The 13,362-nt window shown below is 32.9% G+C and carries 14 protein-coding genes and 1 riboswitch; of the genes, 13 read left to right on the top strand and 1 reads right to left on the bottom strand.

Annotated elements, in window-relative coordinates; genetic code table 11:
• The first annotated feature begins 35 nt into the window (after positions 1-35).
• The 8 genes from gcvH to JG553_RS01610 all read left to right on the top strand — a co-directional run bounded on the left by gcvH (position 36) and on the right by JG553_RS01610 (position 6,240).
• Positions 36-416 (top strand): glycine cleavage system protein GcvH, encoded by a 381-nt coding sequence (gene gcvH, locus JG553_RS01575; protein ID WP_000290485.1) that lies wholly within the window; start codon positions 36-38, stop codon positions 414-416.
• A gap of 178 nt (positions 417-594) precedes the next feature.
• On the top strand, positions 595-1,473 hold the full coding sequence (locus JG553_RS01580; RefSeq protein ID WP_000932216.1) for a YwqG family protein: 879 nt from the start codon (positions 595-597) through the stop codon (positions 1,471-1,473).
• Between the two features lie 741 nt (positions 1,474-2,214).
• Entirely contained in the window at positions 2,215-2,601 is a 387-nt protein-coding gene (locus tag JG553_RS01585) for a toprim domain-containing protein (protein WP_001018962.1), read from the top strand.
• Positions 2,594-2,890: a thioredoxin family protein gene (locus JG553_RS01590; protein WP_001065801.1), complete on the top strand. Its 297-nt coding sequence runs from the start codon at positions 2,594-2,596 to the stop codon at positions 2,888-2,890. The genes JG553_RS01585 and JG553_RS01590 overlap by 8 nt, the downstream gene beginning before the upstream one ends.
• A 57-nt stretch (positions 2,891-2,947) precedes the next feature.
• A riboswitch (SAM riboswitch) is annotated at positions 2,948-3,051 on the top strand.
• A gap of 88 nt (positions 3,052-3,139) precedes the next feature.
• Complete coding sequence (locus JG553_RS01595; protein WP_000571218.1) at positions 3,140-4,165, top strand: methionine ABC transporter ATP-binding protein; 1,026 nt, start codon at positions 3,140-3,142, stop codon at positions 4,163-4,165.
• A complete protein-coding gene (locus JG553_RS01600; RefSeq protein ID WP_000520233.1) occupies positions 4,158-4,853 on the top strand; it encodes a methionine ABC transporter permease in 696 nt (231 codons plus the stop codon). The genes JG553_RS01595 and JG553_RS01600 overlap by 8 nt, the downstream gene beginning before the upstream one ends.
• Before the next feature lie 17 nt (positions 4,854-4,870).
• Positions 4,871-5,692: a MetQ/NlpA family ABC transporter substrate-binding protein gene (locus JG553_RS01605; RefSeq protein ID WP_000732326.1), complete on the top strand. Its 822-nt coding sequence runs from the start codon at positions 4,871-4,873 to the stop codon at positions 5,690-5,692.
• A gap of 353 nt (positions 5,693-6,045) precedes the next feature.
• Complete coding sequence (locus JG553_RS01610) at positions 6,046-6,240, top strand: CsbD family protein (protein WP_000752917.1); 195 nt, start codon at positions 6,046-6,048, stop codon at positions 6,238-6,240.
• A 232-nt stretch (positions 6,241-6,472) separates the two neighbouring features.
• Here the strand turns inward: JG553_RS01610 and popT are convergent, their stop codons facing one another.
• The gene (gene popT, locus JG553_RS01615) at positions 6,473-7,324 is read right to left on the bottom strand and encodes a polyprenyl-phosphate transporter PopT (RefSeq protein WP_001183858.1); all 852 of its coding nucleotides are present in this window, start codon (positions 7,322-7,324) and stop codon (positions 6,473-6,475) included.
• 327 nt (positions 7,325-7,651) lie between these two features.
• Here popT and sufC point away from each other — a divergent pair, with 327 nt between their 5' ends.
• The 5 genes from sufC (at position 7,652) to sufB (ending at position 13,176) form a co-directional block, all read left to right on the top strand.
• Positions 7,652-8,413 (top strand): Fe-S cluster assembly ATPase SufC, encoded by a 762-nt coding sequence (gene sufC, locus JG553_RS01620; protein WP_000168845.1) that lies wholly within the window; start codon positions 7,652-7,654, stop codon positions 8,411-8,413.
• Between the two features lie 97 nt (positions 8,414-8,510).
• Positions 8,511-9,818, top strand: a complete 1,308-nt coding sequence (sufD, locus tag JG553_RS01625; RefSeq protein WP_000205572.1) for a Fe-S cluster assembly protein SufD — start codon at positions 8,511-8,513, stop codon at positions 9,816-9,818.
• Between the two features lie 105 nt (positions 9,819-9,923).
• Positions 9,924-11,174 carry a cysteine desulfurase gene (locus JG553_RS01630; RefSeq protein ID WP_001006454.1) on the top strand — a complete coding sequence of 417 codons (1,251 nt, stop codon included), beginning with the start codon at positions 9,924-9,926 and terminating at the stop codon, positions 11,172-11,174.
• Positions 11,164-11,628 carry a Fe-S cluster assembly sulfur transfer protein SufU gene (sufU, locus tag JG553_RS01635; RefSeq protein ID WP_001010508.1) on the top strand — a complete coding sequence of 155 codons (465 nt, stop codon included), beginning with the start codon at positions 11,164-11,166 and terminating at the stop codon, positions 11,626-11,628. The genes JG553_RS01630 and sufU overlap by 11 nt, the downstream gene beginning before the upstream one ends.
• Positions 11,629-11,778: 150 nt before the next feature.
• Entirely contained in the window at positions 11,779-13,176 is a 1,398-nt protein-coding gene (gene sufB, locus JG553_RS01640; RefSeq protein WP_001074405.1) for a Fe-S cluster assembly protein SufB, read from the top strand.
• The last annotated feature ends 186 nt before the right edge of the window (positions 13,177-13,362 follow it).

Genomic DNA, 13,362 nt, shown 5'->3' on the forward strand with positions numbered 1-13,362 from the left:
TTAATGATGTAAAGATTAATTAGGAGGGGATTCTCTTGGCAGTACCAAATGAATTGAAATATTCAAAAGAGCATGAATGGGTTAAAGTTGAAGGTAATGTAGCAATAATTGGAATCACAGAATACGCACAAAGCGAGTTAGGTGATATTGTTTTCGTTGAATTACCAGAAACAGATGATGAAATTAATGAAGGGGATACGTTTGGTAGCGTAGAATCAGTTAAAACTGTATCAGAATTATATGCACCAATCTCTGGTAAAGTAGTTGAAGTCAACGAAGAACTAGAAGATAGTCCCGAATTTGTAAATGAATCTCCATACGAAAAAGCATGGATGGTAAAAGTAGAAATTAGTGATGAAAGTCAGATTGAAGCTTTATTAACAGCTGAAAAATATTCAGAAATGATTGGTGAATAATCACCGTGTAACTCCTTAATCTAAGATTGAGGAGTTTATTTTTAGTCTGAGAAAATAAATGATATGAAAGAAAAATTATTAGGTACTATTATTTGGAGTATTGCTACATTTTATTATTCAAGAATGATGGAAATAATGAATTTAGCTATTTTAAAAATAAAAATTGGGGGAAGTTAATATGCTAAACATTCAAGACGTTAGTCATCTTTCTAAAAAGGAGCAAAAAGCATATAACCGTTTCGTAGAATCTGTAGAAAACGGTAATTTACCAGTACTACCATGTATTGAAATGGATCTAAAAGAGATGCAAGAAGAAACATTAAACCAGAGTAAGATTGGTGGAATGCCATTTTTAAAATCTTTTAAAGATATACCATTAGATGAAAATAATGTACCAATGGTATTGCTAGCACAGATTAATTTGGATGATCTTCCAGAACAACAAGAATTATTTCCTGTAAAAGAAGGGATATTGCAGTTTTGGATTAGTTCAGAAGATCAAATGTATGGAATGTCTGAAAATTTAAAGGGAAACAATATAAACTCAAGGCTTGTTTATATAAAAGAGCCAATTACAGATTTATCACTCGAAAATATTCAAGCGCATTTGAAGTCATTAGATGCTGATAATGAGGATATCCCGTTCAGTGGAGCATTTTCTATAGAATTTAGATTGTCGAAACAAACTATTACATGTACTGATTATAAGTACGATGAGGACGTGCTTGCATTGTGGAATAAAGTCAATCCATCCTTCGCGCTAAAATCAATGTTTGGTGGTTATGATGAATTGATGGAACCTGTGTGTAACACATTTACTGCTAAGGAACCATTTAATCAACTTGGTGGTTATCCATATTTTGACCAAATAGATCCAAGAACGAACGATCAAGAACTGAAAATGTATGATAGAGTCTTACTGCAAATTGATTCTACAAGAGATGGTAATTCTTCGATTATATGGGGTGATTTAGGTATTGCCAATATCTTAGTGAAATCTACTGACCTTGAGGCTATGAAGTTTGATGATTACATGTATTCATGGGATTGCAGCTAAGAGAATCATAAAAATATATTACTTTAATAAGTGTAGTATCTATAGATCAATCTAGGGAGTGGGACATAAATGATATTTTCGCAAAATTTATTTCGTCGTCCCACCCCAACTTGCATTGTCTGTAGAAATTGGGAATCCAATTTCTCTTTGTTGGGGCCCATCCCCAACTTGCATTGCCTGTAGAATTTCTTTTCGAAATTCTCTGTGTTGGGGCCCCTGACTAGAATTGAAAAAAGCTTGTTACAAGCGCATTTTCGTTCAGTCAACTACTGCCAATATAACTTCGTAGAGCATAGAACATTGATTTATGTCCCAGCCTGTTTTCATAAGCCACAGCTAATGTGTATTTAAAAATAGGAATACATGAGTAAAACTCATGCATAAGAAATACTAATTTCTAAAGAAAAAGTATTTCTTTATGTTGGGGCCCCGCCAACTTGCACATTATTGTAAGCTGACTTACCATCAGCTTCTGTGTTGGGGCCCCGCTATAATTGAAAAGTTTGTTATAGGTGTATTTTCTTTTGGTTAACTATTGTTAATATAACATTGTAGATTTTAGGATGTTGATTTTTGACTTAGCCTTTGTCTGCTTATGTTAAATGTTCCAGCTAGTCAAACATTGAGTTTGTAATTATTATATTAAGCTAGTTTAAATTTTTTGTGATTTATGTTTTATTCATACCAATTTTGTGAAATGATACAGTGACAGATGTTTATTGATTTTAAAGGGTGATGATGATGGCTATTGTAAATAAAGTGATAATTGTTGAAGGAAAATCTGATAAAAAAAGGGTGCAACAGGTTATTGCAGAACCAGTCAATATTATTTGTACTCATGGAACAATGAGTATAGATAAGCTTGATGATATGATAGAATCACTGTATGATAAACAAGTTTTTGTATTAGCCGATTCTGATGACGAAGGAGATCGAATTAGAAATTGGTTTAAACGTTATTTGAGTGAAAGTGAACATATATTTATTGATAAAACTTACTGTCAAGTTGCGAATTGCCCCAAACAATATTTGGCGCATGTACTTTCAAAACATGGCTTTACTTGTAAGAAAGAAACACCTCTTTTACCGAATATAAATAATGAAAGGTTAGTTTTAGTAAATGAATAATTCATTAGACATCAAAGATGTAACTACATTTTATGAGGAAGACAAACATTTAATCTTTGGTTATACACCAACGTGTGGTACTTGTAAGGTTTCAGAAAGAATGTTAGACATTGCTAATGAAATATTGCAGTTACCATTATTGAAAATAGATTTAAACTTTTATCCTCAGTTTTGTAAAGATATGCAAATCATGTCTACGCCGATTTTATTGTTGATGAATAAAGATAAAGAAGTAAAACGAATTTATGCATTTAAATCGGTGACTGATTTGTTAGAAAATTTAAAATAGTTATTGACGAAATTTTACTAAGGTGTTAGGATTAATACAAATTAAATGATGCGTAAACTCTTATCGAGAGTGGTGGAGGGATGTGCCCTACGAAGCCCGGCAACCGTCTTATATAGAAATGGTGCCAATTCACATAAAGTTTTAACTTTTGAAGATGAGAGAAACAATACTACTATTGCTTTCTCAATTTTTCTATCGATATTGAGAAAGCATTTTTTATTTTATTAAGCAACACAGGGAGGAATCAACGTGATTGAATTAAAAGAAGTTGTTAAAGAATATCGGACTAAAAATAAAGAAGTCCTTGCTGTAGATCACGTTAATTTATCGATTCGAGCAGGATCGATTTATGGCGTCATTGGTTTTTCTGGAGCAGGAAAAAGTACTTTGATTCGAATGTTTAATCATTTAGAAGCGCCTACATCAGGTGAAGTTATTATAGATGGAGACCATATAGGTCAATTGTCCAAAAATGGATTAAGAGCAAAAAGACAAAAAGTAAGTATGATCTTCCAACATTTTAATTTGTTATGGTCAAGGACTGTGTTAAAAAATATTATGTTTCCGCTTGAAATTGCAGGTGTCCCTAGAAGGAGAGCTAAGCAAAAAGCATTAGAACTTGTCGAACTCGTCGGTTTAAAAGGTAGAGAAAAGGCTTATCCATCAGAGTTATCAGGTGGACAAAAGCAACGTGTTGGGATTGCACGAGCGTTAGCTAATGATCCAACGGTCTTGCTTTGTGATGAGGCAACAAGTGCACTTGATCCGCAAACAACAGATGAAATTTTAGATCTACTACTAAAAATTAGAGAACAACAAAATTTAACAATTGTACTAATTACGCATGAAATGCATGTCATTCGTCGTATTTGTGATGAAGTTGCAGTTATGGAAAGTGGTAAAGTGATAGAACAAGGACCGGTGACACAGGTTTTTGAAAATCCGCAACACACTGTGACAAAACGATTTGTGAAAGACGATTTAAATGATGATTTCGAAACATCTTTAACAGAATTAGAGCCATTAGAAAAAGATGCATATATCGTTAGATTAGTTTTCGCTGGTTCAACAACAACCGAGCCTATTGTATCGAGTCTATCAACTGCCTATGATATTAAAATTAATATTTTAGAAGCAAATATTAAAAATACAAAAAATGGAACAGTCGGCTTTTTAGTTCTGCATATTCCATATATTTCAAGTGTAGATTTCGGAAAATTCGAAAAAGAGTTAATTGAGCGACAAGTTAAAATGGAGGTGTTAAGACATGGGTAAATCATTTAGTGAAATTATAAATGAAATGATTACAATGCCTAATATTCAGTGGCCAGAAGTTTGGACTGCAATAGTCGAAACACTATACATGACAGTCGTCTCAACTATATTTGCATTTATACTTGGTCTTATTTTAGGTGTGTTATTATTCTTGTCTGCTAAAGGTAAGTCTATCGGTGCAAGGTTATTTTATTCTATCGTTTCTTTCATTGTTAACTTATTTAGAGCGATACCATTTATTATTTTAATTTTATTATTAATTCCATTTACAAGTTTGATACTTGGAACGATAAGTGGTCCGACAGGTGCGTTACCAGCCTTGATCATTGGCGCAGCACCGTTTTATGCAAGGCTCGTAGAAATTGCTTTTAAAGAAATTGATAAAGGTGTCATCGAAGCGGCTTGGTCAATGGGCGCTAATACTTGGACAGTAATTCGTAAAGTCCTTTTACCTGAAGCTATGCCAGCGCTAGTGTCTGGCATTACAGTTACAGCAATCGCTTTAGTTGGTTCAACAGCAGTTGCAGGTGTAATTGGTGCCGGTGGTTTAGGAAATTTAGCATACTTAACAGGTTTCACTCGAAATCAAAATGATGTCATTTTAGTATCAACAGTTTTTATTTTAATTATTGTATTTATAATCCAATTCATTGGGGATTGGCTTACAAATAAACTTGATAAACGATAAATTGGGGGTTTCATTTTATGAAAAAATTATTTGGTCTTATTTTAGTATTAACATTTGCAGTTGTATTAGCAGCTTGCGGTAATGGAAACAAAAGTGGCAGTGACGACAAGAAAATAACAGTAGGTGCTTCACCAGCACCACATGCTGAAATTTTAGAAAAAGCAAAACCATTATTAGAGAAAAAAGGTTATGAACTAGATATTAAAACAATTAACGATTACACTACACCTAATAAATTACTAGACAAAGGTGAAATTGACGCAAACTATTTCCAACATACACCATATTTAAACACAGAGAAAAAGGATAAAGGTTACAAAATCGTAAGTGCCGGTGATGTTCACTTAGAACCTATGGCTGTATACTCTAAAAAGTATAAAAGTTTAAAAGAATTACCAAAAGGTGCAACAGTCTATGTGTCTAATAATCCAGCTGAACAAGGACGTTTCTTAAAATTCTTCGTTGATGCAGGTTTAATTAAAATCAAAAAAGGCGTAAAAATTGAAGATGCTAAGTTTAGTGATATTACAGAGAATAAAAAAGATATTAAGTTTAATAATAAACAATCAGCAGAATTCTTACCTAAAATTTATCAAAATGAAGACGCTGATGCTGTTATCATTAATTCGAACTTTGCAATCGAACAAAAACTAAATCCTAAAAAAGATTCTATTGCTGTAGAAAGTGCGAAAGATAATCCTTATGCAAACTTAATTGCTGTTAAAGAAGGACATCAAGATGATAAGAAAATCAAAGCATTAATTGAAGTATTACAATCTAAAGATATTCAAGACTTCATTAATGAAAAATACAATGGTGCAGTTATTCCTGCTAAATAAATCATATTAATGGCTCAGTAACGTGATGTTGCTGGGCTTTTTAATTTAAACAGGTATTTATATGATATTTAGGAATGAGATGCTATTACGGATAAAGTAAAATCCTATATGCATGCGTGCTACTCATTTATTCTTATTTTTAATTTCACATGGCTAGTGACTAATACATCATAAATCATTAGTGATTCTTTATTATTTCAGTCCCACTCCCTCAAGTTAATGATGAATCTATTTCGCTAGTTATAAAATGACGTCAAATCAATATCAAAAATTATTTAAGTAAAATGTTTAGATAATTTTTCAGTGGGTAAGTATTATATATAACATTTAATTATTCCGAGGAGGCATTTATTATGGCAGACGAAAGTAAATTTGAACAAGCAAAAGGTAATGTTAAAGAAACAGTAGGTAATGTTACTGATAATAAAAATTTAGAAAACGAAGGTAAAGAAGATAAAGCTTCTGGTAAAGCGAAAGAATTCGTTGAAAATGCAAAAGAAAAAGCAACTGATTTTATTGATAAAGTAAAAGGTAACAAAGGCGAGTAATTTTACTTTTTATTCCTAATACACTGCACATGCCACTTAGTCGGTATAACCATCGGCTAGGTGGTTTTTGTATTAAAAAAGTGGATACCAAAATTTATTAATAATTATTTTAATGTTAGAAAAAAACTAAATAAAAACTCGCTAATGATATCCAATAATATGTATACAAAACGAGACATATATTGCATATGATTAACGAGATACTGAAAATATTTTATCACCCCTAAAATGATTATTCATTTTCAGCGGTAATTCGACCTAAAGTCAAACTTACAATAAAACCGATGATAAATACTACTAATGAAACGAACCACATCACGATATTAGTTGGTAAACCTGGAAATACTGCAAAGAGGGAGCCAACAACAAAACCAATGATTAATGCAAAAGTCATTAGTTTATGATGTGTTAGGAAATACTGGATAATTTTGCTTGAAATAATGAATCCAGCAAGCACGCCAAATCCGACTGCAAGTAATATAGGAAGACCTGCAAAGTTAAGTTTAACAACTTCAGATATTGCTAGCATGACCGTACCATAGACGCCAAATACTAATAACATAAATGACCCTGAAATACCTGGGAGTAACATAGCACTAGATGCACACATACCTGCAATAAAATATTTAATAATAAGACTAGTTGATAGAGTAAGTGTTTCTCCAGCATGTTTATCACCATTATTCATTAATGTAATAACAATTAAGATAGCGATACCAGCTATAACCATCATGTAATGTTTAGTTGTAAATGACGTTTTATAGTTAGAAATTTTCAATAAATATGGAACGATACCAATGATTAATCCACCAAAGAAAAACATAGTTGGAATATGGTGTTGGCTTAATAAATAATTAAAAAGATTACTTAGTGATCCCATTGCCAGTAACATTCCAATTATAATGGGGATTAAAAATGTAAAACTTGGCCAAAAACGTCGTGAGAATATGCCGCTAATTGAAGCGATAAATTGATTGTAAATACCTAACAATAATGCGATAGTCCCACCGCTAACACCAGGTACCAAGTCACTCGTTCCCATAGCAAAACCTTTTAGAATATTAATCCATTTAAATTGTTGCATGAATAACTCCTTTCAAACGATTGGAATAAAATCATAAATAGCATCATACCATATTACAAATGTCCTAGTGAAATGATAACATATTTTAAATTCATAAAATCCATTGAGAAATTATGTGCACTTATTATCATTTATATTTTTAAAGAGAGCGGATTAGAGTTGTACTTTAGAGTTATTAAAAATAATAAAAAGGGTTTAAGTTGTTTATATTAAGGTATAAGTAAGTTATAATTAACTGAACGCATTATTACAAAGTCTTTTTGACTACAAATTAAAATTATTATAAACTAGTTAAGAAAACTTTATATTTTACGGAGGGAATATAAAATGGCATCAACATTAGAAATCAAAGACCTACATGTGTCTATTGAGGATAAAGAAATCTTAAAAGGTGTTAACTTGACAATTAACACTGATGAAATACATGCGATTATGGGACCAAACGGGACAGGTAAATCAACTTTATCATCTGCAATTATGGGACACCCAAGCTATGAAGTAACTAAAGGAGAAGTACTTTTAGACGGTGTAAATATTTTAGAATTAGAAGTTGATGAAAGAGCAAAAGCAGGATTATTCTTGGCAATGCAATATCCATCAGAAATTACAGGTGTTACAAATGCTGATTTCATGCGTTCAGCAATCAATGCGAAACGTGAAGAAGGACAAGAAATCAACTTAATGCAATTTATTAAGAAATTAGATAAAAACATGGATTTTCTAGACATAGATAAAGACATGGCACAACGTTATTTAAATGAAGGTTTCTCAGGTGGAGAGAAGAAACGTAACGAAATCTTACAATTAATGATGTTAGAACCTAAGTTTGCAATCTTAGATGAAATCGATTCAGGGTTAGACATCGATGCATTAAAAGTTGTATCTAAAGGTATTAACCAAATGCGTGGGGAAAACTTTGGTGCATTAATGATTACACACTATCAACGATTATTAAATTACATTACTCCTGATAAAGTACATGTAATGTATGCTGGTAAAGTCGTTAAATCTGGTGGTCCAGAATTAGCAAAACGTCTTGAAGAAGAAGGATATGAATGGGTTAAAGAAGAGTTCGGTTCAGCTGAATAATCTTATTAATACAGTATCCATGAGATGTTCATCTATATATGATGAAAATGAACATTTATACGAAATAGTAAATTTCATCAAGTAGGAGGAAAAAGTTATGACAACTGATATTTTGAACATTTCTGAAGAACAACTTGTTGATTATTCTAAAGCCCACAATGAACCTTCTTGGATGACAGAATTACGTAAAAAAGCTTTGAAATTAACAGAAACTTTAGAAATGCCAAAACCTGATAAAACAAAATTAAGAAAATGGGATTTTGATTCTTTTAAACAACACGATGTAAAAGGTGATGTTTATCAATCTTTATCACAATTACCTGAGTCAGTAAGAGAAATTATTGACGTAGATCATTCTAAAAACTTAGTAATTCAACATAATAATACGATTGCGTACACACAAGTTGATGATAATGCATCGAAAGATGGCGTTATCGTTGAAGGTTTAGCAGACGCTCTTATGAACCATAGTGATTTAGTACAAAAGTACTTTATGAAAGATGCAGTAACAGTAGATGAACATCGTATCACAGCGCTACACACGGCATTAGTTAATGGTGGCGTATTTGTTTATGTTCCTAAAAATGTAGTTGTAGAACATCCAGTACAATACGTTGTGTTGCACGACGACGAAAATGCAAGCTTTTATAACCATGTTATCATCGTTACTGAAGAAAGCGCCGAAGTCACATATGTTGAAAATTACTTATCAAATGCATCTGGTGAAGGAAATCAATTAAATATTATTTCTGAAGTGATTGCTGGTGCAAATTCAAATATCACATATGGCTCAGTGGACTATATGGATAAAGGCTTTACAGGTCATATCATTCGACGTGGTATTACTGAAGCGGATGCCTCAATTAATTGGGCACTAGGTTTAATGAATGAGGGTAGCCAAATTATTGATAATACAACAAATTTATTTGGTGATCGTTCAACAAGTTCACTTAAATCAGTAGTTGTAGGTACAGGCGAACAAAAAATTAATCTAACATCTAAAATCGTACAATATGGTAAAGAAACAGATGGTTATATCCTTAAACATGGTGTTATGAAAGAACATGCATCGTCTGTATTTAATGGTATCGGCTACATTAAGCATGGTGGAACTAAATCAATTGCTAATCAGGAATCACGTGTATTAATGTTATCTGAACATGCTCGTGGTGACGCGAATCCTATTTTATTAATTGATGAAGATGATGTACAAGCTGGTCATGCTGCATCAGTAGGTCGTGTTGATCCAGATCAACTTTACTATTTAATGAGTCGTGGTATTTCTCAAAGAGAAGCGGAACGTCTTGTTATACATGGTTTCTTAGATCCAGTAGTACGTGAATTACCTATCGAAGACGTTAAACGTCAATTGAGAGAAGTAATTGAACGCAAAGTTTCTAAATAATATTTTGAAAATAAAAGTTTGTAATAGATATAGACTGTCGATATTGGTATAAGACTAATACAACGTCAGTATTTAAATGATTAGGATTTTTATTTAAGAAAGGTCGTGAATGAAGTGGCCGAACACTCATTTGACGTTAATGAAGTAATCAAGGATTTTCCGATATTAGATCAAAAAGTCAATGGCAAACGTTTAGCATATCTTGATTCAACAGCGACAAGTCAAACGCCTGTGCAAGTGTTAAATGTTTTAGAAGATTACTACAAGCGTTATAATTCAAACGTTCATCGTGGTGTTCATACATTAGGATCATTGGCAACTGATGGTTATGAAAATGCCCGTGAAACCGTTCGTCGTTTTATTAATGCGAAGTATTTTGAAGAAATCATTTTTACACGCGGAACAACTGCGTCGATTAACCTTGTAGCACATAGCTATGGTGATGCAAATGTTGAAGAGGGCGATGAAATTGTTGTCACTGAAATGGAACATCATGCCAATATTGTTCCTTGGCAACAGTTAGCAAAGCGTAAAAATGCGACATTGAAATTTATACCAATGACAGCTGACGGTGAATTAAACATCGAGGATATTAAGCAAACGATTAATGATAAAACAAAGATCGTTGCTATTGCACATATATCTAATGTGCTCGGTACAATTAATGATGTTAAAACCATTGCAGAAATAGCTCATCAACATGGTGCAATTATCAGTGTTGATGGGGCGCAAGCAGCACCACATATGAAACTTGATATGCAAGAAATGAATGCTGATTTTTATAGTTTTAGTGGTCATAAAATGCTTGGACCAACAGGTATTGGCGTATTATTTGGTAAACGTGAGTTACTACAAAAAATGGAACCGATTGAGTTCGGTGGCGACATGATTGATTTTGTAAGTAAGTATGATGCAACATGGGCTGATTTACCTACTAAATTTGAGGCGGGTACTCCATTAATTGCTCAAGCAATTGGGCTTGCAGAAGCTATTCGCTATTTAGAACGCATAGGTTTTGATGCAATTCATAAATATGAACAAGAATTAACGATATATGCTTATGAGCAAATGTCTGCAATTGAAGGAATTGAAATTTATGGCCCGCCAAAGGATCGTCGTGCAGGTGTAATAACGTTTAATTTACAAGATGTACATCCACACGATGTTGCTACAGCCGTAGATACAGAAGGTGTAGCGGTTAGAGCTGGGCATCATTGTGCGCAACCGTTAATGAAATGGTTAAATGTGTCTTCAACAGCTAGAGCGAGTTTTTATATATACAACACGAAAGAAGACGTTGATCAGTTAATAAATGCCTTGAAACAAACGAAGGAGTTTTTCTCTTATGAATTTTAATAATCTAGATCAATTATATAGATCTGTCATTATGGATCATTATAAAAATCCTAGAAATAAAGGTGTATTAGATAACGGGTCTATGACAGTAGATATGAATAACCCGACATGCGGTGACCGTATACGACTAACATTTGATATAGAAGACGGCATTATAAAAGATGCTAAGTTTGAAGGTGAAGGTTGTTCGATTTCAATGGCAAGTGCATCGATGATGACACAAGCTGTTAAAGGTCATTCACTTGGAGAAGCAATGCAAATGAGCCAAGAATTTACGAAAATGATGCTTGGTGAAGACTATGTGATTACAGAAGAAATGGGAGATATTGAAGCATTGCAAGGTGTATCTCAATTCCCAGCTCGTATTAAATGTGCCACATTAGCTTGGAAAGCATTGGAAAAAGGTACTGTTGCTAAAGAAGGTAAAGCAGAAGGTACGACTGAAGAAGAATAGAATGCTGTTAATCATAGATAATTTTGATATTAGACATATAAAAGTATAAAAATTTTTATAAGATGTCATGTCATTGTTATAATATGGTTTACATCATGAATTAAAAACTTACGCACGCCGTTGTAAATATATTTTTAAGGAGTGATTGAAATGGCTAAAAAAGCACCTGATGTTGGGGATTATAAATATGGATTCCACGACGATGATGTGTCCATTTTCAGATCAGAACGTGGTTTAACTGAGAATATCGTTAGAGAAATTTCTAACATGAAAAATGAGCCGGAATGGATGTTAGATTTCCGTCTTAAATCATTAAAATTGTTTTATAAAATGCCAATGCCTCAATGGGGTGGCGACTTATCAGAATTGAATTTCGATGACATTACTTACTATGTAAAGCCTTCAGAACAAGCTGAACGTTCATGGGATGAAGTGCCAGAAGAAATTAAAAGAACTTTCGATAAATTAGGAATTCCTGAAGCTGAACAAAAATATTTAGCTGGTGTTTCTGCTCAATATGAATCTGAAGTTGTTTACCATAATATGGAAAAAGAACTTGAAGAAAAAGGTATTATCTTTAAAGATACAGATAGTGCTTTACAAGAAAATGAAGAATTATTCAAAAAATACTTTGCTTCTGTAGTACCTGCAGCAGATAACAAATTTGCGGCGTTAAACTCAGCAGTATGGTCAGGTGGTTCGTTCATTTATGTACCTAAAAATATCAAACTAGATACGCCACTACAAGCTTATTTCCGTATTAACTCTGAGAACATGGGTCAATTTGAACGTACATTAATCATTGCTGATGAAGGTGCTTCTGTACATTACGTAGAAGGTTGTACTGCACCAGTTTATACAACTAGTTCTTTACACTCTGCTGTTGTGGAAATCATTGTGCATAAAGATGCGCACGTTCGTTATACTACGATTCAAAACTGGGCGAACAATGTATACAATTTAGTTACAAAACGTACTTTTGTTTATGAAAACGGAAATATGGAATGGGTAGATGGTAACTTAGGTTCTAAGTTAACGATGAAATATCCAAACTGTGTTCTTTTAGGTGAAGGTGCAAAAGGTAGTACATTATCTATTGCATTTGCTGGTAAAGGACAAGTTCAAGATGCCGGTGCTAAAATGATTCATAAAGCACCTAATACATCTTCTACAATTGTTTCTAAATCTATTTCTAAAAATGGTGGTAAAGTTATTTATCGCGGTATTGTTCATTTTGGACGTAAAGCAAAAGGTGCTCGTTCAAATATTGAATGTGATACATTAATCTTAGATAACGAATCAACATCAGATACAATTCCATATAACGAAGTATTCAACGATCAAATATCATTAGAACATGAAGCCAAGGTTTCAAAAGTTTCTGAAGAACAATTATTCTATCTAATGAGTCGTGGTATTTCTGAAGAAGAAGCGACAGAAATGATTGTTATGGGATTCATCGAACCATTTACAAAAGAACTTCCAATGGAATACGCGGTCGAAATGAACCGTTTAATCAAGTTCGAAATGGAAGGTAGTATTGGATAGCTTTAAACCGCGTTGTTAAGCCATTCTTGACTTCCGAAAATGGCTATTGATACCATTTTGATACTGAATATAACAAAAAGCCACATTACTGTGGCTTTTTTTGTTTTATAACTAAATCGGATTGATAGATAAGCTTTGTACTTATTTATATCAGTTCGATTTTTTGATTGGTGTAAAAAATAATCA

The sequence above is a fragment of the Staphylococcus sp. T93 genome, from assembly GCF_016743875.1.
Taxonomy (GTDB): Bacteria; Bacillota; Bacilli; order Staphylococcales; family Staphylococcaceae; genus Staphylococcus; species Staphylococcus aureus.